This window comes from Pseudomonas frederiksbergensis (assembly GCF_003732705.1).
In the GTDB taxonomy this organism is placed as follows: domain Bacteria; phylum Pseudomonadota; class Gammaproteobacteria; order Pseudomonadales; family Pseudomonadaceae; genus Aquipseudomonas; species Aquipseudomonas frederiksbergensis_F.
Genome location: NZ_MOBR01000008.1, coordinates 384811 through 406085, shown reverse-complemented (window position 1 = coordinate 406085; position 21275 = coordinate 384811). Strand labels below are relative to the sequence as shown.

At 58.8% G+C, this 21275-nt stretch carries 20 protein-coding genes; 17 read left to right on the top strand and 3 right to left on the bottom strand.

The genetic code is table 11. The features are described 5' to 3' along the window. The first annotated feature begins 500 nt into the window (after positions 1–500). Complete coding sequence (locus BK667_RS10995; protein WP_123597603.1) at positions 501–1910, top strand: DUF3298 domain-containing protein; 1410 nt, start codon at positions 501–503, stop codon at positions 1908–1910. 542 nt (positions 1911–2452) lie between these two features. Here BK667_RS10995 and BK667_RS10990 read toward each other — a convergent pair. The 3 genes from BK667_RS10990 to BK667_RS10980 form a co-directional block, all read right to left on the bottom strand. After that, positions 2453–2794, bottom strand: a complete 342-nt coding sequence (locus BK667_RS10990) for a hypothetical protein (RefSeq protein WP_123597602.1) — start codon at positions 2792–2794, stop codon at positions 2453–2455. A 797-nt stretch (positions 2795–3591) separates the two neighbouring features. Continuing rightward, positions 3592–4524: a hypothetical protein gene (locus tag BK667_RS10985; protein WP_123597601.1), complete on the bottom strand. Its 933-nt coding sequence runs from the start codon at positions 4522–4524 to the stop codon at positions 3592–3594. 14 nt (positions 4525–4538) lie between these two features. After that, positions 4539–4883, bottom strand: a complete 345-nt coding sequence (locus tag BK667_RS10980; protein ID WP_123597600.1) for a hypothetical protein — start codon at positions 4881–4883, stop codon at positions 4539–4541. Positions 4884–5010: 127 nt separating this feature from the next. On the opposite strand from BK667_RS10980, the gene BK667_RS10975 reads away from it, so the two are divergent. The 16 genes from BK667_RS10975 (at position 5011) to BK667_RS10900 (ending at position 21255) form a co-directional block, all read left to right on the top strand. Beyond that, entirely contained in the window at positions 5011–5196 is a 186-nt protein-coding gene (locus tag BK667_RS10975) for a hypothetical protein (RefSeq protein ID WP_084375796.1), read from the top strand. Between the two features lie 902 nt (positions 5197–6098). Beyond that, positions 6099–7160, top strand: coding sequence for a Gfo/Idh/MocA family protein (locus tag BK667_RS10970; protein WP_123597599.1), 1062 nt, complete (start codon positions 6099–6101; stop codon positions 7158–7160). A 4-nt stretch (positions 7161–7164) separates the two neighbouring features. Then, positions 7165–8280 (top strand): DegT/DnrJ/EryC1/StrS family aminotransferase, encoded by a 1116-nt coding sequence (locus tag BK667_RS10965; protein WP_123515511.1) that lies wholly within the window; start codon positions 7165–7167, stop codon positions 8278–8280. Beyond that, on the top strand, positions 8281–8793 hold the full coding sequence (locus BK667_RS10960; RefSeq protein ID WP_123515513.1) for an NUDIX hydrolase: 513 nt from the start codon (positions 8281–8283) through the stop codon (positions 8791–8793). Beyond that, positions 8790–9893, top strand: coding sequence for a DegT/DnrJ/EryC1/StrS family aminotransferase (locus BK667_RS10955; RefSeq protein ID WP_123597598.1), 1104 nt, complete (start codon positions 8790–8792; stop codon positions 9891–9893). The genes BK667_RS10960 and BK667_RS10955 overlap by 4 nt, the downstream gene beginning before the upstream one ends. After that, positions 9874–11244, top strand: a complete 1371-nt coding sequence (locus BK667_RS10950) for an NAD(P)/FAD-dependent oxidoreductase (protein WP_123597597.1) — start codon at positions 9874–9876, stop codon at positions 11242–11244. Before BK667_RS10955 ends, BK667_RS10950 begins: the two co-directional genes overlap by 20 nt. Beyond that, on the top strand, positions 11241–11939 hold the full coding sequence (locus BK667_RS10945) for an HAD family hydrolase (protein ID WP_123597596.1): 699 nt from the start codon (positions 11241–11243) through the stop codon (positions 11937–11939). The genes BK667_RS10950 and BK667_RS10945 overlap by 4 nt, the downstream gene beginning before the upstream one ends. Positions 11940–11941: 2 nt before the next feature. Then, on the top strand, positions 11942–13054 hold the full coding sequence (locus BK667_RS10940) for a fatty acid desaturase family protein (RefSeq protein ID WP_123515521.1): 1113 nt from the start codon (positions 11942–11944) through the stop codon (positions 13052–13054). Then, a complete protein-coding gene (gene mtnP, locus BK667_RS10935; RefSeq protein WP_123597595.1) occupies positions 13051–13962 on the top strand; it encodes an S-methyl-5'-thioadenosine phosphorylase in 912 nt (303 codons plus the stop codon). The genes BK667_RS10940 and mtnP overlap by 4 nt, the downstream gene beginning before the upstream one ends. Before the next feature lie 4 nt (positions 13963–13966). Further along, complete coding sequence (locus tag BK667_RS10930; protein WP_123515525.1) at positions 13967–14563, top strand: NUDIX domain-containing protein; 597 nt, start codon at positions 13967–13969, stop codon at positions 14561–14563. 2 nt (positions 14564–14565) lie between these two features. Further along, positions 14566–15480: an ABC transporter substrate-binding protein gene (locus BK667_RS10925; protein WP_123597594.1), complete on the top strand. Its 915-nt coding sequence runs from the start codon at positions 14566–14568 to the stop codon at positions 15478–15480. Then, positions 15477–16691 (top strand): MFS transporter, encoded by a 1215-nt coding sequence (locus tag BK667_RS10920; RefSeq protein ID WP_259697997.1) that lies wholly within the window; start codon positions 15477–15479, stop codon positions 16689–16691. The genes BK667_RS10925 and BK667_RS10920 overlap by 4 nt, the downstream gene beginning before the upstream one ends. Before the next feature lie 7 nt (positions 16692–16698). Next, on the top strand, positions 16699–17355 hold the full coding sequence (locus BK667_RS10915) for an HAD family hydrolase (RefSeq protein WP_123597593.1): 657 nt from the start codon (positions 16699–16701) through the stop codon (positions 17353–17355). A gap of 45 nt (positions 17356–17400) precedes the next feature. After that, the gene (locus BK667_RS10910) at positions 17401–18300 is read left to right on the top strand and encodes a LysR family transcriptional regulator (RefSeq protein ID WP_123597592.1); all 900 of its coding nucleotides are present in this window, start codon (positions 17401–17403) and stop codon (positions 18298–18300) included. A gap of 249 nt (positions 18301–18549) precedes the next feature. Then, positions 18550–19176, top strand: coding sequence for a glutathione S-transferase family protein (locus tag BK667_RS10905; RefSeq protein WP_123597591.1), 627 nt, complete (start codon positions 18550–18552; stop codon positions 19174–19176). 48 nt (positions 19177–19224) lie between these two features. After that, positions 19225–21255, top strand: a complete 2031-nt coding sequence (locus BK667_RS10900; RefSeq protein WP_123597590.1) for a pyridoxamine 5'-phosphate oxidase family protein — start codon at positions 19225–19227, stop codon at positions 21253–21255. The last annotated feature ends 20 nt before the right edge of the window (positions 21256–21275 follow it).

Sequence of the window (21275 nt, the reverse complement as noted above, 5' to 3'; positions counted from 1 at the left end):
GCACTTCACCTCAGGAACCCAACCGTCCACAAGCATTCAATATATCGTCCGAAGCCGTTAGATACGCTAGATCCGGAAATGTTTTGGATGCGGCCAAATGGACTGAACTGGTAAAAAAACATTGTCCCTCCGCCGGCCAGTGGATCTATAAGGGGCTTGATAACTCCGATATCAGAACCTTGCTTGCGTTGGCCATCCAAGTCACAGAAGGGCGGGCGGAATGATTGCTGGGAATTTCAGGGAGTTTCTCGAGCGGACAGCAAAAATACGGAGCTGGGCCCCTAGTACGATGGACCTAGCAAGAATAGAGAGCCAGTTAGGAGCTCTAAAGGCGTCAAAAAGAATCATCACATCGACCGATATCGCATTGATCGTTGCTCGGCAATGTCCTGGCACTCAATTTTTTGTTACCGCTGGCGTGGATAATAAAGATATCTCGATGCTGTTAACTTTGGCCTTGCAGCAAACTAGACGATGACCGTCTCAAGTAGGCAGAACAATTGAGTACGAGAGAGCAAGATGTTGTTCTCGCCAAAAATAGACTGGCGGAATTTAAGTCAAGTTACGTTGATGCTATCACTCAGTATGTGATTAAAACCCAAGGCGAGTGGGATCCGGGGCCGGCAACCTCAAACCTCTTAGAGATTCAGCGTAAAGGTTCTGAATACTATAATTTCTGCGAGGAGTTTGTTGGTAATAGCAGTTTGCTAGGCGCTCATGGTGACGGTTTGTGGGCACAGGGTTTCGCTGAAGATTGTTATGCGATACTACAAACCATGCCGCAACATTTTAGCCTTTTACAGGCGGGCTTTGAGAGACTGAATATTGAGGGTAGCTACAGACCGTCCAGTACCGAATACGCGAATATGCAGCGGCTCTGCAAAAAGTACTTGAAGGCGCCACTCATTCGTTCGCTGCGTCAAAGCCTAGTCGAAAATAGTTTGCCAACCTACGGCTTTGATAATAGAGAGGGATTTACGTTGACTTCTGGCGTCCGAATAATGATTTCCTTCGGCTTTGGCGTCGTGTTTCTGATTGCGATTATTGCGATTGCGATTTTTTTACCGAACCCGACCGATTTCCAATACATAATTTTTCGCCTTGTTGCGTCGCTGTCTGCCGCAGGGGTTGTAGCTGTAATGTCTGGTTTCATAGAAATAAAATTTGGCAGTTGGCTACGAGCAGGTGGCGCACTGGCTGTATTTGCGGCTGTTTTCTGGACGAATCCTGCAGAAAAGATAATGAGTATAAAACCCGAAGAGTCTGTTCCGGCACAACATGTGCCTGCGCCTCCTCCTGTGCCTTATCAACCCAAGCTTGAGTATCGCAAGGTCAGTAAACATATAAAGGATTATAGGCCTGATACAAATGTAGACGTCGCCACTATTGAATTAGAATACGTTGAGGTGTCTGGGCTAGGCGATGCCTATTTAGAGAAAAAAATCAATTCTCAAATTCAACGTCGAATAGGCGTAAATGATAGCTTCGACGGCACTGAGGATCGTATCATGCATGTAAAAAGTGCAATGATTGATGGGGGGATTTTAAGTGTTGTGGCGGAAGGATATTTTTATGGTCACAATGCCGCTGGTGCACACAATGAAGTTGTTAGTCTAAATATAAACATAAGAAACGGTGAGCCTGTCGAATTTAAAGATTTATTTCGCTCAGGCTATATCAAACAAATAAACACTATGGCTAGCACTGAACTGGCGAAGATGATACCTGGAAACTGGTTTGAGACGGTGTCCGACAATCAATGTTACTATTTCGACAGCAGTTACTTATATTTGTGTTTTTCCGAATATGAAGCTGCTGCCGGTGCAAATGGTATTGTAACTGTACGACTGAGCCTCGATGATTTAAGAGGTTTGGTCAGCTTAAATGGTCCATTGGCTTACATCCTGTAGTGTGATTAAAACTATAAAGTAAATTGCCCCTAGTTTCGTAGACTGTTGGCGCTGTCCTTGGATTGACCTAGCTACCGACGCAAGAATGCACCATCTCCAAAGTTGCAAAAATCCAGCACAGACAATGATTCACTAGGAGCCAGACATGGGAGGTAAGTCTCGGCATCGGCGCCGAAACGCTAGCGGGGCACTATGAGAATTGGTTGTAAATCGTGTCCGCCTATCAACATGAACGTGGAGTTAAGACTCTAATGTTGTTTGGCAGTTGCGCAGTCTGCGCGACAGTTTAATAAATCGCTGTTGGCGCCAATGTCGTATTGACCTTGTTGCCGAGATGCCCCTGACCCAGTCTGATTCTTCCCGGAACCTTGCCTGTGCTGGGTTTTGCCGAGCTGGAGGTGGTTAATCCGGCGTCGGCACACGGGGCAATTCGGCATAAACGTCAACAAGGGGAGCGAAGTGACAACATACCCGGTGGACGATAGCGGGTATGCGAGAGCCAACGTCAAGTTATCCGAACCAAATTTTAAAAATCGGGATTGTTACTCGTAATAACCGTGATCCTCCGCCTCTTTCCGGCGTGCCTCATGGTATTCGCTCAAGACCCCACTGTAATTGGTCATAAGGTATTCGTAGCTGTGGTAGCTCTGACCAAAGCTCCACACCTGGTTGGCATACTCAAAGTGAAAAACGGGTGAATAGTCTGCGTCAGTCAGGTCATGTAGTGGCAGCCATAAATCTCGTACCCATGTGAACTGCCGATCTGGGTTTGAATACAAATGCTGCACTGCCGGCTTGCTCCTACAAGGAATCAGTTCAATCCATTCGTCGTGGATCGTTTTGATTTTTAGCTCCCAGCAATGTGTTTCTGGCGATTTCACCATATCTACCTCCTTGAGCGGAAAAAACAGAAAACCGGGCGCTGCCACACCTAGTCAATCGCGAGCATAGGAGAATGCCCTCGCAGGGGCTCTCGCTGGATCGGCTGAACTCAGTATAGGGGAGCGCATGGCTTAGTCGTAACTGGTAAGCGTGAGTTTCCCAAGCACTCTAAGCTGATAGATACTCGTGCCCAAACTAACTGGAGCTCGTGTCTCGATAGACTGCCACGAAGAAAGCGTTGGCACTTGGCGTCTATGGCCCTGCCGCACTGAATCCCGGCATCGATAGGCTGCATGCTTCAGATGCAGGAGCATACTGAGCGTGGGGCTCATCCAACCCCAAAACAGCGTCACCATTGGTTGCGACAGATTCAATTCTTAAAAATTAGGATGACCCTGCTGCCGACTTGGCGTTGCCCCATAAGCATTCAGCCTAAAGTCATACCTGCTAGCGCTTTACGAAGTAGAAGCTTGGGTCAGGTAAATTTCGGCAGTTGGGTCAATTCTGCATCAGCCGCAATACCCATGACCCAATTCGGCGTCAAAACCCAAGGCGGGAGCCGTATGCGGTAATTCTGCACGTACGGATCTGTGGGAGGGGGTGGCAGGTGACTGCCATTCCTACCGCGACCCCCATTCCTCGTTGATGACCCGGTACGGCTCTGCCTTGGCGGGGCCGCAGAGCATGGCGAGCAAGAGGCAGAACAGCGATGGGGTCAGTGCCGATCGACTCAATGGGGCCGCCTGTTGCGCAAGGGCAGATTGAGTATTGACGTTGGCCCGCATCGCTGGTTAGTAGGCTATTCGACTGCTGCTGGCTTGGTCGACTGTGCGGTGCAGAGGGTGAGGACTTGGCCTTGCTGGGTCTCGTTCTTCGCGAGGGCCAGTAATTTTGCGCACTGCTCCAGCAGGCTCGACGTTTCGAGGTGCCGGGTCAGGTTCTGTGCGGCGATGCCGGTGGAGAAGACTTTGCCGATGCGGTTGGACAGGCCTGAATCGCCAGTCGTGTGACCGAAGGTTGTGCCGAAGGTGCTGAAGACGGACATGGAGTCCTTCTGCATATCAGCGTAGACCTGGCCATAGTTGGCTTGCGCTACGCTCGTGTCGGCGGCTGCCAACCACTGTTGCTCCTGTGCCTTGCTAATGCTGGCCTCTTTGTCGACTGAAGTCAGCGGCTTGCCAGTCTCAACTTTCTGGATGATAGCGGAGGGAACTTTCAATGCATTGAGATTGGCGAGTAGCCTCTCGGCGATCGGTTTTATGCGTGCAGTATTTACTCCCGCTGACTGGACGGTAGCGGAGTATTCTTGCAAGTTGCTCGGCAAGGCATTTACTTGGGCCGTGGTTTTGGCCTCCTCCTGCGTTGCTCGTAGCAATTCTTCAGTGGCCGCTTTGACGTCCGCAGCCTTCTGAGTGTTGTTAACCACTACTTTATCGGTTGCTGGGGTCGGTTGTGCATTGACCTCAGCCTCCGTGCCCCCACTCCCATGCGTCGCAAAAATCTGTTCAATGCCGAAGTGCATCGTACTTTCCGGCCTCTTCGATACCGCCAACGGAATATATACCGCGTCCAGGTTCATGAACCCCAGATTGAACGTCAGGCTCGGGGACTCGGCCGTCGGCGTCGTCAAATCAATCCCCAGCGTCTGCTTCGACGTATACATCAACGGCGCCTGCTGCAACGGCGAGCACCCGGAAACTAGCACGCAAGCGATACCCAGTTTTCTATACATGGACCAACCCTCATTCAGGGATAAGTGCAGAGCCGCGTCAAGTCGACAGAGGCGGCGGTGAGCGCATCCATCGTTTCACGCGTCGGCTTTATAAACACGGCGACACAGCGCGTATCCGCGAGGCTGATGGTGGTTTCCTCCATATAGCCGATCGAAAGGCCCTTGGCGCCGGGGACGACGCCAAAACCTCGGGTTTCGATGTAGGCGGGGGCACCGGACAAGGCCTTGGCAGGATTACTGCTGAGCAACCCGACCTGCCGCTCGGTGCGGATTCCATCTTCATAGACATTCACGACAGTACAACCCGGCATGCACAGGAGTAATCCCAGGCTGCCGGCCATGGCGGTATGCACGGACATGGGGGTACCCCTGTTGGGCCAAGGTTGATCTGTACTTCGGAAAAATGCTTTGGACGCAAAATGAATATAGCCAGCGCCGACCAAAGCGCCAGTGCTGGCTCACGTAGGGCTAGCAGTATGTGGTCGCGTGGATGAAGCGCTTAGCGAAATCTGGGCGCTGGACGTTGAAGAACCTGTGAAGCGCCAGTTGGAGATTCAAGCACTGAACCGCAGCAGTTTCCGGGAAAGAACGCTTTCTGCGCTCGAGGCCTATGTGGAGAAGGGCTTTGACTTAACGCCAGACCTTGCTGTCAGATTTGGACGTATCGCCTAGCCGACACCTTAGGTTAGCCTCTCCCTCGACGAATGCTCATGACCGGACGGAAGGCCGCGGCGTGTTTGGCTGCGACAGTTTTAATTCTCTAGAGCATGTGGTGCCAAGGGCGATTTGGACGATTGCGACAGTTTTGCGTTTCCTTCGCCACTAGATGGGGGCGCGTAAATTCGGGCATGTCAGCGACAGTTTTAATTCTCTAAATTCAAGAGGCCCCGAAAGTCATCATGACCTTCGGGGCCTTTTGCATTGCGGATCATAAGAATCTATTGGTTGGTATTCACCGGATCTATATGAATACTTGGTCTAGAAGATAACGTGGCGGTGTCAGCGACCATGGTCTAAACCTAAAGCCACATTGAAGAGCTTGCTATCGATGTGGCGTCGCAGGGCACTCGCGGAGTTCGGGTACCTGCGTCTCAGGGAAGAAAATGATGTTCAAGGATGATTTCGCTCATGCATGGTTATTCGCAAGAGAGTCGCTTTTCCATTGCTGATGGAATGTGCGACCGGGTCATGAAAGCTTTTGCCCGATGGGCAATAAACCTGGACCCAGACACCTCGCTGAAGGCCCGATCCCGGGACCCCCTCCATCACCGCTTCGGCGGCGTAACACCGGTTTTTGCCGACTGCCAGGCTGCCCGATGGCAAGCCTGTTCCACGCGGCAATCGCTGCAATCGTCAAGGCATACGGCTTTGGCAACCTCAGGTAACAGCCCCAACAGATCGCCCGATGATGTTCATCGTCATGGCGAGCCTGCGATCCAGTAGCACCCGCAAGGCTACAAAACGAACGCTGGATTCCTTGGATTACTGGACCGTAAAGCCAGTCGGAATCCGTGTACACGTTCGTCCAACATTTCTACGTACGCAGCACCCACTTTTCCAGGATGGAGATGGTAATGACAGTACTCAGAGTTGGCATCGTTGGTCTCGGCAATCAGATGCAAGAAAATCTGCTGCCTACCCTTTTGCAAATGCCGGACATCCGGATCGTCGCCGTGTGTGACAGCGACCTGATCCGCGCCGCGCAAATCCACCGCTTTATCTCGGACGTCGCGATTACCGACGACTTCGACCATATGCTCGATACTGGCGCGCTCGACGCCGTCGTCATGGCGTGTCCGCCCCAGGCGCATCGAGACCTCTCGCTCAAGGCCATGGCCAGGGGCGTCCATGTTTTCGTCGAAAAACCACCGTGCTTTACTCTGGCCGAGCTGGAAAATCTGATTGAGGTCAGCCATCAGACCCATGTGATCACCGGTGTTGGCATGAACTTCAAGTTTGCCAAGCCGATGCGTCAGTTGCGCGATATCACCCGCACCGAACAGTTCGGCAAAGTCGTGCACATTCAGCTCAACCATTACGCCAGCAAACCCACGGCACCGCTCTGGGGCCTGGATTCGACCCTGCGTTCCTTCCTGCTGGCGCAAGCGATCCACACCATCGACCTGGGCGTGACATTCGGCGGCGGTGAATTGCGTGACATCGAATCGCGGGTTCAACGGCACGACGACTCGCTGCTGGTGAGCCTGGAATTGCAATTCTCGACCGGCGCCACGGTAAGCCTGTTGAGCGGCACGATGTTCCCGTACTTCGAGTTCGACATGAAGATCGTCAGCTCCAAATCGATGATGGTCGAGCTGAACAACCTGTGGAACATCACCATGCACGAGCCGGAGCATGGCACCAGCGCGACCGGCACCGCCAAGCGCTGGCGCGGGGCCTGGCAGCCTGGTCCGTTGGATTCCGGGTATGAGCGCAGCGGCTACTTCGGCGAGTTGGAGAAGTTCTTCGACGCCGTGCGCAATCACACGCCGTACGAGGCCAATTTCGAAAGCCTGGTGCCGACCTTCAAGGTGATCGAGCAAATCTGCTACGCCGATAGCCAACGTGATATCGCGCCTGTGCTTCCCCTGCGCGCTGACCAATTCGCGAAATCCAAAGCCCAAGTCGGAGCCTGATTCAATGTCTGCTAATCAATCCAATGCCGCCGCTGCTCGTGTGTCTGTTTCTGATAAATATCGCCCGGTGTATGCCGACGATCTGCTGACCATGCAACAAACCCTGGAACGTCCGCTGTCGGGCACCAGCGATGTCGTGACCGAGTACGAAAGCAAGCTCGCACAGTGGTTCGACGCACGGCATGCGATTGCCGTTTCGTCGGGCGGCGCGGCGCTGAGCGTGGCAATTTATGCGGTGGGCGTCGGTCCTGGGGATGACGTGCTGCTGACCCCTAGCTGCCCGTTGTGCACCATTTACCCGATCATTGCCGCCGGCGCCAATCCGATTTTCGTCGACACCCGCACCCATGGGTTTGGCGCCGACCCGGAATCGATCAAGGCCCGCATGACCCCGCGCACCCGGGCAATTATCGATATCCCGATGTGGGGCTATCCGACCGAAGTCGATGAGTTGCGCACCCTCACCCAGGAACTGGGGATCAAGCTCATTCTGGACCTGGCGCATTCCCACGGTACGACTCTGAATGACCGTCCGCTTTCGCAGTATGGCGACCTGTCTTGCTTCAGTACCCATGAACGCAAGCCGCTGGCCACCGGTGAGGGCGGTTTTATCCTGACCGACGACGATGCGCTGGCTCAGCGCAGCCGCGACTACAGCCGTTTCGGCAACCTGAACGGCAAGGATTTCGGCCTCAACTACAAACTCGCAGCCCTGCCGGCAGCGTTGGGTGGCAGCCGTCTGGCATCCCTGGCCGGTCAGATCGAAAAGCGCAGCGAGAACGCGGCGTATTTCCTCAGCAAGCTGGATCACAGCAAAGTGCGTGAGAAGAAAATCATCAAGGGCGGCGTGCCGAACTACTACTTCCTGAACCTGGAACTGCATTTCGCCGATAACCGCGCCTTCATCGATTACCTCGACGAAGCCGGCATTCCCTCTGACATCAAGCGTTACGGTTGCAAAGCGCTTTATGAGTTCCCGGCATTGACTCAATACCGCAACGAGTGCCCGAATGCCGAAGCCTTGCTGGCGAGCATGACGACGATTCCGGTGCATCCGGACATCACCCTGGCCGAGCTCGACTACATGGCCGAACGCATCAATCAGTACGGTGCCCCGTGAATGACTGACACACTCGATCGCTCGCAATTGGATCGGCACTTCACCGCGTCCGGGTTCGTTCTGAACCCGGAGCGGGAGATGTTGCTGCTGCATCACCGCAAGCTCGACGTCTGGTTGTACCCGGGCGGCCATATCGAGCAAGGCGAAACCCCGGACGTGGCGGTGTTGCGGGAAATTTTCGAAGAAACGGGGATTCGCGCGCACCTGATCGGCGAGCGCGATGAAGAACTCGCCGATGTCGAAACCGACGTCACGGTGCTGCATCAGCCGTACCGGGTGTTGTGCGAATACATCAATGACAAGCGCGGGCCGCACTATCACCTGGACCTGATTTACGTCACGGCGACCGAGTTGCGCAGCGTCCCTGACAACAGGGAGGTGGAGCACGCCCGGTTCTTCACGCAAAAGGAAACTGCGGACCTGAAGATGTTCCCCAACTTCCGGCGCATGGTGGACCGGGTGTTTGCCGACGATGCGGTCTGGGACATGGTTGGCATGAAGGTGTCGAAATGAGTCTGGCGGCGGTTTCAACGCGAACCATCGCGCAGAAATGTTCACACGCCACGGCCGACGATTTGCGGGAACTTGAGCGGGCATTACACAGTGGCCTGACCGGCACCTCGCAGATCGTCGACGAGTACGAGGCCGCGCTCGCGGCGTTGTACGGCGTGCGGCATGTGATTGCCGTGTCGTCCGGGGCGGCGTCGGTGACCGCGGCGCTGGCCGGTGTCGATTTCCGTCCGGGAGACGAAGTCATCGTCGCCCCGACGGGACCGATCTGTACCGTGCTGCCGATTCTGTCCCTGGGGCTGGTGCCGGTCTTTTGCGATGTGGCGCCGGACAGTTTCGGCCTCGACCCCGTGGACCTGCGACGCTGCATCAGCGATCGCACCTGCGCGGTGATCGAAGTGCCGATGTGGGGTTATCCGATCCGCTCGGATGCCACATGGGCGTATTTGCGTGATGCCGGCATTCCGCTGATTCAGGACCTGGCCCACGCCCACATGACTCGCTTGAATGACACCTGGCTGGCCCATCACGGCGAGATCAGTTGCTTCAGCACCCACGATTGCAAGTTCATCTCCACCGGTGAAGGTGGTTTTGTCATGACCGATGATGATGAGCGGGCAGCGCGCATCCGCGCCTACACGCGCTTCGGCAATCTGACGGGCGAAACCCTGGGCATCAACCTGAAACTCGGCGGCCTGCAAGCCGCGCTGGGGTTGGCGCGCTCGCGTCAGCTCGGTGCGAATTTGCAGCATCGCCAGCGCAATCGCGAGCGGTTGCTGGGGTTGCTGGACAACCCGGCCTTCCGGGAAATGCCGGTGGTCGTCGGGGGCGAAGTCAACGCCTACTCATTGTTGCTGCAAGCGGTCGGGCACGATGGGCGCGAACTGGTGCACTACCAGCAGCGGCATGGCATCGAGTCGGATATCGGCAAGTACGACAACCAGCCGCTGTATCAATTGCCGCTGTTGACCCGTTACCAGCGCGATTGCCCCAACGCCGCCCGATTACTGCGTTCACTGACCACAGTGCCGTTGCACCCCGACCTGGTGGACGACGACCTGCATTACATCGCCAAGGTGCTCAATGACTACTCTCCCGCCTGAATCAGCCGGTCGCGGCCGCCATGCGGTAGTGATCGGCGGCAGCGTGACCGGTTGCCTGACGGCCGCCGTGCTCGCCCGTCGTTTCGAGCGCGTCACCGTGATCGAAAAAAGCAACTTCTACGACGAAACCGGCCCGCGCCAGAGCATTCCCCAAGAGCATCACGTGCATCTGCTGCTGTTGCGCGGCAAGCAGATCATCGAGGGCATCTTCCCCGGCATCCTCAAGGCGCTGGAACACAGCGGTGCGCAGGTGGCGGACCTCGGCCACGATGTGAAGTGGTACCAGGGCGGACGCTGGAAGAACCGCTACCGCAGCGGCATCTATGCGCACTATTGCAGTCGTCGACTGATCGACAACCAATTGCGCCGATGCCTGTCGCAGGTGCCACGGGTCGAAGTGCTGTCCGGCACGCGGGTGACGCGCCTGGAGTTTTCCGGCCACGGCACCTCGCGCGCGGTCAGCGGGGTGGTGATTGACAGTGGCTCCGGCGAACACAACCTGGCTTGCGATCTGGTGGTGGACGCCAGTGGTCGCGGCACGCACCTGCCCACGTGGCTGAAAGACGCCGGGTTCGGCACCGTTGAAACCAGCGTGGTCAAGACCGAGCTGGGTTACGCGTCACGCATCTATCGCCGTCTTCCGGCCTTCGCCGAGCAATGGCAGGTGTTGCTGGTGCTGCCCACGGCCCCGGCCCAGCGTTCCATGGGGGTTATCAGCCCCATTGAAGGCGATCGGTGGATGGTCACGACCGGCGGCTGGTTCGGCCATTTTCCGGGCAAGGACCCTGACGACTTCTTGCAGGCCTTGGCCGCGCTTCCCATGCCGGATATCCATGAAGTCATCCGCGATGCCGAGCCGCTGTCGGAGGTGTTCACCTTCAAGATGCCGGGCAGCAGTCGGCGCCATTACGACCGAATCGAACACTGGCCGGCCGGTCTGTTGGTGGTGGGCGATGCCCTGAGCAGCATGAACCCGCTCTACAGCCAGGGCATGACCATCGGTGCCCTCGAAGCCGATTGCATTGATCAGCAGATCGATGCCGTGCTGGGGCAATCGATCAGTTTTCAACAGTTACAGGCCTCGCTGTGTGGTGTGGTCGATGGTGCCTGGAACATGGCGACCACCGAGGATTTCCGCTTTCCGGAAACCCAGGGCGAGCGCAGCTGGCGTACTCGTTTCCACCATTGGTACGGCGCAGGTCTTGGCAAATTGTCGGCGAGCAATCGCCGCGCGCTCGAAACGCAAATCGGTGTGACCAACCTGGTGATGGACCCCAACCGACTCTATTCACCGGCGATTGTGTCGCGTATTGCACTCAATGCCCTCTTTCCCGGGAACACTCGACAATGATCGACGATCTCCTGCACTTCTCTGGCATCGAACACCTGGTGTTCGATTGGAACGGTACGTTGATCGACGACATCGATCTGGCCGTCTTCGCGGTGAATCGCTGTGGCGAGCATTTTGATGTGGCGCCCATCACGGCGGCTCAATACCGGGCCAAGTTCGATTTCCCCATCGCCGATTTCTACGCGTCGCTGGGTTTTGACTTTACGCGGACGCCGTTCCCGACCATCGTCCAGCGCTACCTTGAGCATTTCGACGCCAACGTCGCGCAATGCCCGTTGCATGACGGCGTCCTCGAGTTGCTCGATGCGGCGCGGCGTGCCGGCATTGGTGTGTCGATCCTGTCGGCGTCCCACTGCGATGTGCTGTTGCAAACCCTGGAAGCCAAGGGCCTGCAGGACTGCTTCGAACACGTGGTCGGGCTGACGCACAATCACGCCACCAGCAAGGCTGCCGAGGCGGCCGTCCTGCAGCAGACCCTCGGCACGCCGCCCGCTCGCACGCTGTTCGTCGGCGATACGCTGCATGACTTTGACGTGGCTCGTTCCGTGGGCTGGCAACCGGTGTTGGTTACCACCGGCCATCAGGACGCCAATCGCCTGGGTCGCAGTGGTGCGCCGCTGTTTGATGGACTGGGTGAGTTGCTGGCTCGCTTCAGCCCCGATGACGTGCGTGTCATCGAACTCGGGGAGGCTTGATCGTGACCACGCCGCAGATTGTTCTTGTTTGCCTCATCGCGACCACGCTGCTCTTGCGTGCGCTGGTCACCTTTTATTACCGCGACAAGCAACGCGTGCTGCGTTTGCTGAAGCTGGAACCGCGCCTGCCTGATCGCAAGGAGCATTACTACCGACCGCTGGATGAATGGTTCGCACCGCTGCCGTTTATCTGGACCTGGCTGGATATCGTGGCCGCCGTGCTGCTCGCGTCGATTTATTCCACGCCGTTGATGTGGCTCGGGGTGGTGTTGTGGAGTGGCGGGCGCATGCGCGCGCTGCAAGAGTTCGGGCACAACGCTGTGCATTTCGCCCTGTGTCGGCATCACGCCTGGCAATGGTGGCTGGGCAACGTGTTCTATCAGTTCCCGATCTTCAAGCGCGACATGCGCAGCCGTCACCAGGCGCACACCATCGAGCACCATCGCAACCCCAATCACCCGCAACTGGACCCTAACCGCGCCCGCGTGCACGCCGGCGGTTATGTCGCCGGGTTGTCGCCGGCCGGTTTCTATCGCTTGTTGCTGTACCCGCTGACCCCGGCCGGGGCCTGGGTAAACCTGAGCACGATGGTGCGCAACAGCCTGTTGAACCATTCCCGGATCACCACGGTGATCCGCTGGCTGAGCGTGATGGCCGTGGCGGCGCTGCTTTACTGGGCGGGCGGCTGGAAAGGCGTGGCGTTTGGTTGGCTGGTGCCGTTGCTGACGTCGTACCCGGTGTATGCCTGGATCTCGTTGCTGACCGAACACCGCTGGTTCATCGAAGGGCCTTCGCGGGATCGGCGTGACCTCGAATACCTGGCCGGGCGGCCCACCGACTATTTCGGCGTGAGCGGCTGGTTGATCCGTGTGTTCATCGCGCCGACTTCTGATGCCTATCACCTGGCCCATTCGCTGTATCCCGGGGTGCGCTGGAACTACCTGCCGGCCATCGACCGTCATCTGAAAATTCACGAACCGCGCTACAGCAATAACGCCAGTGAAGGCCTGCTGTTGCGACGGGGCAACGCACCGACGGCGCTTTCAGAACTGTATGAGCGCCTGGTCAGTACCGAACAAGAAGAATCCATCCTGAAGACGAGAGGTAATACGTGACGAACTCAACGGAATTTCAACAGGTGCAACGCATTGGCATTATTGGCGGCAGCGGTCTTCAGCAGTTGCCCGGTCTGGAAGATATTCGCTCGGTCGAGATCGCGACCGTGTTCGGCCAGCCTTCTTCGCCCATCACCCTCGGCACCCTCAAGGGTGTGCCGGTGGCTTTCGTGCAACGTCATGGCGTGGGGCATGTGATCCCGCCAGCCTCCATCAATGTGCGCGCCAACATCGCTGCGCTACGTCACGTCGGTTGCACGCAATTGTTGTCGGTCAGTGCGGTAGGCAGCCTCAGCCACGATGCGCCACCGGGTAGTTTCGTGCTGATTGATCAGTTCATCGATCGCACCATCCAGCGTGAAAAGACTTTCTTCGGCCCGGGTCTGGTCGGCCACGTGCCGTTCGGCAATCCCGTGTGCGGGCGCATGCATGCGGTGTTGGCTGAAAGTGCGAAAACAACGCAAGTGCAGGCGCTTGATCGCGGCACGTATGTGGTGATGGAAGGGCCGCAGTTTTCGACCCGGGCCGAATCGAACCTTTATCGCCAATGGGGCGGCACCGTTATCGGGATGACCGCGATGCCCGAGGCGAAATTGGCCCGCGAAGCCGAACTTTGCTACGCCATGATCGCCATCCCGACGGACTTCGATTGCTGGCATGACGCCCATGAGGACGTGAACGCCACCCTCGTCGCCCAGCGCATGGCTGACACGTTCACCCTGACTCGCCGACTGGTCACCGAAGCGGTTTCGCGCCTGGGTGAGCACCGCGAAGCCTGCCCGTGTGGTTGCGACCGCGCCCTGGATACGGCGGTGATGACCGCGCCGGAACACCGCGACCCGGCCATGGTGGCCCGTCTGCTGACCGTTGCACCCAACGCCACGCACCTGCGTTCGAACAAGGATTGAAAGCATGACCCAACACATTGCCACCAAGGATCGCGTGCGCATCCAGCAGGTCGAGGTACTGTCGGATAACTGGTACGTCCTGCGTAAAACCACTTTCGATTTCCAGGGCCGTGACGGCACCTGGCGCAACCTGTCCCGGGAGACTTACGACCGTGGCAACGGGGCGACGATCCTGCTTTACAGCAAGTTGAAACAGACGGTCGTGTTGACCCGACAGTTCCGCTTTCCGGCCTTCGTCAACGACCACGACGGCATGCTCATTGAAACCTGCGCCGGGTTGCTCGATCGCGACGATCCGCACACCTGCATCCGCAAGGAAACCGAAGAAGAAACCGGTTACCGGATCAAAGACGTGCGCAAAATCTTCGAAGCGTTCATGAGTCCCGGATCAGTGACTGAACGCCTGTATTTTTTTGTCGGCGAATATTTCGACGAAGACAAACTGGGTGAGGGCGGTGGCCTCGAAGCGGAAGGCGAGGAGGTCGAAGTACTGGAAATGTCCCTCGACGCGGCCTTGGGCATGATCGAGACCGGCGAGATCAACGACGGCAAGACCATCATGCTGTTGCAGTACGCCAAAATTCATCGGCTACTGGAGTGAGCATGAACGAGCTAATCGCGATCAGCTCCATGGAAAACGCCGAGCTGGCCGAGTTCGTCGACGGCATTGCCGCCCACGTCGGCATGCCCGTGCGCCTTACCCGCTGGTCAACCGCCGAACTGGTCGAGCGTTTGCGCAGCGACACCGCCGGGCCGTGGGATCTGTTGCTGGGCACGGCGGCCACCGCTTTGCTCGACCCGGCACTGGCATCGCTTTTGATGCCCCTCGACAAGCTCGACGTTTCAGCCTTGCCACCCACGGCGGTGGCGCAAGACCGGCGCTGGTTCAGCCCGTCCGGTTTTGTGCCGGCGTTCTGTTATGACCCGCAGGTGCTGGCAAGCCAGGGGCTTGCGCCGCCCACCACCTGGGAAGCCCTCAGTGCCGCGCACTGGTCCGGGCGCCTGGCATTGCCGGATCCGGCGCGTTCGGGCGCCGGCTATTTGCACCTGAGTGCGCTCCTTGATCATTACGGCGATGGTGCCTGGGAAATGCTCGACACGATTGCCCGGTTGCAGCCGTCGATCAGCGGCTCGTCCACCGCACCGATCGAGGCTGTGCTGGCCGGTCAGGCGTGGCTGGGGGTGACCGTTTCGACGGCGGCGACCCGAGCCGCCCAGGAACATCCTTCGCTGCGCTGGTGTGTGCCCGATGATGCGCGCTGCTACGAGTATGAAGTGTTCGGTTGTCGTGCCGGTTCGGCCATGGCGGTGCAGGCACAGCAAGCGCTCGGCTGGATGCTCACACCCGCAGCGGCGGCGATCAGTCGGCGCTACGGCAAAGTGGTGTTGGGCGGTGCCTCGGGTGGCGAATTGAAGGTCAGCGAGTTGCAGGCGCTGGATGCGCAAAAGGCCAGTCAGGCGAAGGTTGCCCGTTGCGCGCAGTGGCATGCGTTGTTTGATAAGCGAGTTGCCCAATGACTGCCGGTACACGCAACGACGTGTCTGCATCGGCCGACGGACACCCGTGGGGCATTTACCTGATGTTCGGGCTGTTCGGCGCCCAGCAAGGCATGTTGGGGCCGATCATGCCGTTTTTGCGCGGTGAACTCGGGCTGGACCTGCGCTGGACCGGTTTGCATTTTGCCGCCTACGCGCTGGGCCTGGCCCTGGTTGGTTTTCCGTATCGCTGGCTGGAGCGTCGTTCGTTTTCCATCGGCATGGGACCCATCGCAATCGCCTCGATCGTGGTCGCCAGCGGTGTGTTCAGCGTGGCCCACTATCTGCCGATGACACTGTTTTCCGCCCTGTTGATGGGTTTGTCGGGCGGATTGGTCATGGCGGTGGGGCAAGCCCTGTTGGGCGCTCGCTACCAGGAACAGGCTGCGGCAAAACTGGTGGCGGCCCATGTGGTGGCCGGTCTTTGCGTACTGGGCGGCGCCTTGCTGGTGGGCGGCGCGACGGCTGTGGATTGGTCCTGGCGGGTAGCGCCACTGGTCGTTGCAGTGGGGGCGGTCGTGCTGGTGCTGACGTCACGCTCGGCGTATCGAGTTGACGCAAGATCGTCCTCCCCTGACGCTCGGCCCGAGGCGCGCAAGGACAGTTCGCCGCTGGGACGACGCTTGCAGCTGAGCCTGTGGGCGTTGGTGATCCTGGGAATTTCGGCGGAGTGGGGCGTCGGTTTCTGGGGCGCCGAGTACATGAAAACCCATGTGCAGATCAGTGCCTCCGCGGCGGCGGCCCTGATGAGTGTGTATTTCGCCGGCACCGTCTGCGGTCGCCTGGCCAGCACCTATGCGTTGCGCGCAATCAGACCGCTGACGTTGCTGGTGGCGGTGATGCTGGGGGCGATTGCCACGTTGCTGGTGTTGTTCTTCACCCAAGAGCGCTGGGCCACGACGGCATTCACGTTTGTGCTGGGTGCTTGCCTGGGCAATTTTTTCCCGCTGATCCTCGGCTCGGCAATGAGCATCGCGCCCCGCGCCAGTTCCGCGCTCAGTGCCCAGGCATCGCAAGCGGTGGGGGTGGCGTTGCTGCTGGCGCCGTTTCTGCTGGGTCTGCTCTCGGAACGGATCGGCGTGGAAGCCGCCTTCAGTTTGTTGATCGTGTACCCCATTCTCATGTTGCCGGTTGTGCTGGGGTTGCGCGGCGCGTTATCCACAGGCAACGCGGCTGTTATTCGACAGGAGTAAGTGTCAATTGGTTATCTCTGCACTGTTGTTCGACCTCGATGGCACCCTCATCGATACCGATGAATTACACCTCAATGCCTACAACCAGTTGTTGGCGCGTTGGGACCGTTCGATGGACATCAGCTATTACAAAGCCAATGTCATGGGCTTTCCGGACGACATGATCTTCGGCGGGTTGTTTCCCGACATGCCCGTGGCGCAATACGCGGCACTGGCGGCGGAAAAGGAAGCCATGTTCCGAGCTCAATTGGGTGAAACCCACCCGGTGCCCGGCGTGCTGCGCATTCTTGATTATGCCGATGCCGCCGGCATTCCCGTGGCGGTGGTGACCAATGCCCCGCGTGAAAACGCCGCCGCGATGCTGGGCGGAATGGGGATTGCCGACCGTTTCGATACGCTGGTGATTGGTGGCGAACTGGCCCAGGGCAAACCGCATCCGATGCCGTACCTCACCGCCCTGGAAATACTCGGTGTCGAGGCGCACGAGGCGCTTGCCTTCGAAGACTCGCTGGCCGGTGTGCAATCGGCTTCGGCGGCCGGTATCCATACCTTCGGCATGCTCGCCGGGCTGCAAGAAAACCAGCTTCGCGAGGCCGGTGCCCGGAGTATCATCTGGGACTTCAACGACGCTGCCCTTTGGGACTGGATCAAACCGGTTTCTTGACCCATCGTCCCTCGGGCAGCGGCACACCACTGGCCGAGGACACCGATGGACCGTTTCCAGGAAATGCAGGTATTCGCCGCGGTCGCCCAGGAGCAAAGCTTCTCGGCGGCCGCTCGGCGTTTGGGGATGTCGGCGGCCAGCGTCACCCGCGCGGTGGCGGCGCTGGAGAAACGTATCGGCACGCTGCTGCTGACGCGTACCACCCGCAGCGTGCATTTGAGCGAGGCGGGCCAGCGTTACCTGGAGGATTGTCGGAGGATTCTGGCCGAGGTGCAGGAAGCCGAAGATTCGGCGGCCGGCAGCCACGCCCAGCCTCGTGGGCAACTGACGATCACTGCGCCAGTGTTGTTCGGCGACTTATTTGTTACGCCGCTGATGGTGAGTTACCTCAATCAATTCCCTGAAGTCACGATCAATGGCTTGCTGGTCGATCGCGTGGTGAGCATGGTCGAGGAGGGCATCGATGTCGCCGTGCGCATCGGTGAACTGCCGGACAGCAATCAGCATGCGATTCGGGTTGGCGAGGTGCGGCGAGTGATTTGTGCGGCGCCGGCCTACCTGAACGCCCATGGCCGACCTCGGCATCCTGAAGCGTTGGCCGGGGCGCCGGTGGTCGCCACTTCGTCCATCGGGCAGCTCAGGACCTGGCCATTCCTTGATAAAGGCCAGCCGATCAGCGTTCGTCCGGAGCCGCGACTGGTGGTCACGGCCAATCAGGCTGCCATCAATGCCGCCTGCCTCGGCCTGGGGTTTACCCGAGTGCTGTCCTATCAAGTGGCGAGCAAAGTCGCGAGCGGTGAACTGGAAATCGTTTTGGCGGACTTTGAATTGCCGCCGCTGCCGATCCACGTGGTGTACCAGGGCGGGCGCAAGGCCCCGGCGCGGATTCGTAGCTTTGTTGATTTCATGGTGAAGGCTCTGCGCGAACACCCAGCCTTGGGGTAATGCGTAAACCCTGTGGGAGCGAGCCTGCTCGCGAAAGCGGTGGATCAGTCGCCATCAATGTTGAATGACAGACCGCTTTCGCGAGCAGGCTCGCTCCCACAAGGAGAATGTCGGGATAAGGTTTATTGCTGTGGCTGAAATAATGGATTGCGATTGCTGGTTATTCTGTTGTTTTGGTGATGGGTAGATGATGACGGCCATCGGTGCTGATCATTCCCTGAGCGGCGCCACCACCCAGCGGAGTCGATCATGCACGCCATCAAACTCTACAACTTCCCTCGCTCCGGCCACGCTCACCGCGCTGAACTGATGCTGTCCTTGCTGCACCTGCCGACCGAACTGATCCTCGTCGATCTGGCCAACGGCGCGCACAAACAGCCGGAATTCCTGGCGCTCAACTCGTTTGGCCAGGTGCCGGTGCTGGACGATCAAGGCGTGGTACTGGCCGACTCCAACGCGATTCTGGTGTACCTGGCGCAGAAATACGGCAACGGTCGCTGGCTGCCGACGGACCCGGTCGGTGCGGCCAAGGTTCAGCGCTGGTTGTCGGTGGCGGCCGGGCAGATTGCTTTCGGCCCCGCCAGAGCCCGGCTGATCACCGTGTTTGGCGCGTCTTACAACGCTGAAGAAGTGATTGCGCGTTCACATGACCTGTTCAAGGTGATGGATCAGGAACTGGCCCATAGCGAGTTTCTGGTGGGTAACGCGCCGACCGTCGCCGACGTGGCGGCCTACAGCTACATCGCCCACGCGCCGGAAGGCAACGTGTCCCTGGCGGATTACGCCAACGTCCGGGCCTGGCTGGCGCGGATCGAAGCCTTGCCCGGGTTTGTCGGCATGCCGCGCACCGCCGTCGGCCTGCAACAAACGGCTTGATGCTCACGCTTGTTTACGCTGCGCCTTGAGTGCAGGGGAGAGGCCGTCATGGAACATTCACCGTGGCACGCTGGCGAAAAACAGTTGCAGGAGCACGTGGGTGTCTCCGAGCGAATGGACACCCTCGGTCGTAGGGTGATTCGCAGCGAGATGCCGGACCAGCATCGTCAGTTCTATCAGCAACTGCCGTTCATGCTGTACGGCGCGGTCGATGCTGACGGTCGTCCCTGGGCCAGCATTCTCGAAGGGCCACCGGGTTTCGCGCATTCTCCTGCACCTACCGGGTTGCAGTTCGATCGCCTGCCGGCCGCCGATGACCCCGCGCAATTGCACGCCGGGGACGCCATCGGCCTGCTGGGCATCGAGCTGCACACCCGGCGGCGCAATCGCCTCAATGGCCGGGTCGGGACCATCACGGCGAGTGGTTTTGGCGTGTCCGTGGAGCAGTCTTTCGGCAACTGCCCGCAATACATTCAGTTGCGTCAGTTTCGCTCGGTGCCGCTGGCGGACCCATCCACCCGCATCGCCCAGCACCTCGACGAACTGGACGACGCGGCCAGAGCGGTGATCGCCCAAGCCGATACGTTCTTTGTCGCCAGTTATGTCGACGTCGATGGCCAGCGCTCGGTGGACGTTTCCCATCGCGGTGGCCAGCCCGGTTTCGTGCGCATCGAAGGCAATCGCCTGACCATTCCGGATTTCGCCGGCAACCTGTTCTTCAATACCTTGGGCAACCTGCTGGTCAATCCGCAGGCCGGTTTGTTGTTTATCGATTTCAATTCGGGCGATCTGTTGCAGTTGAGCGGTCGCACCGACGTCATTCTTGAAGGTCCGCAAATCGAGGCCTTTCAAGGCGCCGAGCGGTTGTGGACGTTCGAGGTTGAACGCCTCGTGCGCCGGCCGGCAGCGTTGGCCCTGCGTTGGCGTTTCGACGGGATGTCGCCCAACAGCCTGATGACCGGCACCTGGGAACAGGCCGCCGCTCGCTTGCAGGCTCAGGCGTTGGGTGATGCCTGGCGACCGCTGCGGGTGGTGCGCATCGAGGCGGAAAGCCAGAACATCCGTTCGGTTTACCTGGAGCCCGCCGATGGCGCGGGGTTGCCGGTGTTTCAGGCCGGGCAGCATTTGCCGCTGCGCTTCAAGATCGACGGCGAAACGCATATCCGCACCTACAGCCTGTCGAGCGCGCCGTCCGATGACTTTTTCCGCATCAGCGTGAAGCGTGACGGCTTGGTGTCTTCCCACGTGCACGAACAAATCCGCGTCGGCGATGTGCTGGAGGCCCGTGCGCCACAAGGGCATTTCACCGTGGCACCGCACGAGCGTCGGCCATTGGTGTTGTTGGCCGCCGGGGTGGGCATCACGCCGTTGCTGTCGATGGTGCGCGAGGTGGTTTATCAGGGCTGGCGCACGCGGCGCATTCGCCCGACATGGTTCTTCCAGAGTTCGCGCAGCTTGGCCGACCAACCGTTTTGCCAGGAACTCGACCGCTTGCTTGACGGCGCCGGCGACACGGTTCGGGTGCTGCGCTTGCTCAGCCAACCGGAACCTGACGCTCGGGAGGGCGAAGACTTTGACCTGACCGGGCGCATCGACATGGCGTTGCTGCAAACGATCCTTGAGGTCGAAGACTACGACCAATTGGACTTTGTCTTGTGTGGACCGGGCAGTTTTACCCAGGGGATGTACGACGGACTGCGGGAGCTGGATATCCGCGACTCAAGAATTCACGCCGAAACGTTCGGCCCGTCGACGCTGCGTCGGCGGCTGGACCCGGATGCCATCGTCATCGAGCAGCCACCGGCCGCTACGACGTCGGTGCCCGTGGTGTTCCAGCGCTCAGCCAAAGAGGCGCGCTGGCAACCGGACGGCGGCACGTTGCTGGAGCTGGCGGAAAGCCGTGGCTTGCGCCCGGAATTCAGTTGTCGGGGTGGGTCGTGCGGGACCTGTAGAACCCGATTGATCAGCGGCGAGGTGAATTATCCACAGCCGCCAGCGGAAGTCCCGGATGAAGGGCAGGTACTGATTTGTTGTGCGATTCCGGCTCAAGGTTCGCAGCCACTGGTGCTCGACCTATAACCTCGACTGAACTCCTGTGG

Excerpts from the sequence above, each read along its gene's own strand:
- BK667_RS10960 (WP_123515513.1), top strand. The coding sequence starts at position 8,281 with ATGACTGACACACTCGATCGCTCGCAATTGGATCGGCACTTCACCGCG.
- BK667_RS10930 (WP_123515525.1), top strand. The coding sequence starts at position 13,967 with ATGACCCAACACATTGCCACCAAGGATCGCGTGCGCATCCAGCAGGTC.
- BK667_RS10925 (WP_123597594.1), top strand. The coding sequence starts at position 14,566 with ATGAACGAGCTAATCGCGATCAGCTCCATGGAAAACGCCGAGCTGGCC.
- BK667_RS10905 (WP_123597591.1), top strand. The coding sequence starts at position 18,550 with ATGCACGCCATCAAACTCTACAACTTCCCTCGCTCCGGCCACGCTCAC.
- BK667_RS10980 (WP_123597600.1), bottom strand. The coding sequence starts at position 4,883 with ATGTCCGTGCATACCGCCATGGCCGGCAGCCTGGGATTACTCCTGTGC.
- BK667_RS10900 (WP_123597590.1), top strand. The coding sequence starts at position 19,225 with ATGGAACATTCACCGTGGCACGCTGGCGAAAAACAGTTGCAGGAGCAC.
- BK667_RS10910 (WP_123597592.1), top strand. The coding sequence starts at position 17,401 with ATGGACCGTTTCCAGGAAATGCAGGTATTCGCCGCGGTCGCCCAGGAG.
- BK667_RS10955 (WP_123597598.1), top strand. The coding sequence starts at position 8,790 with ATGAGTCTGGCGGCGGTTTCAACGCGAACCATCGCGCAGAAATGTTCA.
- BK667_RS10945 (WP_123597596.1), top strand. The coding sequence starts at position 11,241 with ATGATCGACGATCTCCTGCACTTCTCTGGCATCGAACACCTGGTGTTC.
- BK667_RS10990 (WP_123597602.1), bottom strand. The coding sequence starts at position 2,794 with ATGGTGAAATCGCCAGAAACACATTGCTGGGAGCTAAAAATCAAAACG.
- BK667_RS10985 (WP_123597601.1), bottom strand. The coding sequence starts at position 4,524 with ATGTATAGAAAACTGGGTATCGCTTGCGTGCTAGTTTCCGGGTGCTCG.
- BK667_RS10970 (WP_123597599.1), top strand. The coding sequence starts at position 6,099 with ATGACAGTACTCAGAGTTGGCATCGTTGGTCTCGGCAATCAGATGCAA.
- BK667_RS10920 (WP_259697997.1), top strand. The coding sequence starts at position 15,477 with ATGACTGCCGGTACACGCAACGACGTGTCTGCATCGGCCGACGGACAC.
- BK667_RS10950 (WP_123597597.1), top strand. The coding sequence starts at position 9,874 with ATGACTACTCTCCCGCCTGAATCAGCCGGTCGCGGCCGCCATGCGGTA.
- BK667_RS10965 (WP_123515511.1), top strand. The coding sequence starts at position 7,165 with ATGTCTGCTAATCAATCCAATGCCGCCGCTGCTCGTGTGTCTGTTTCT.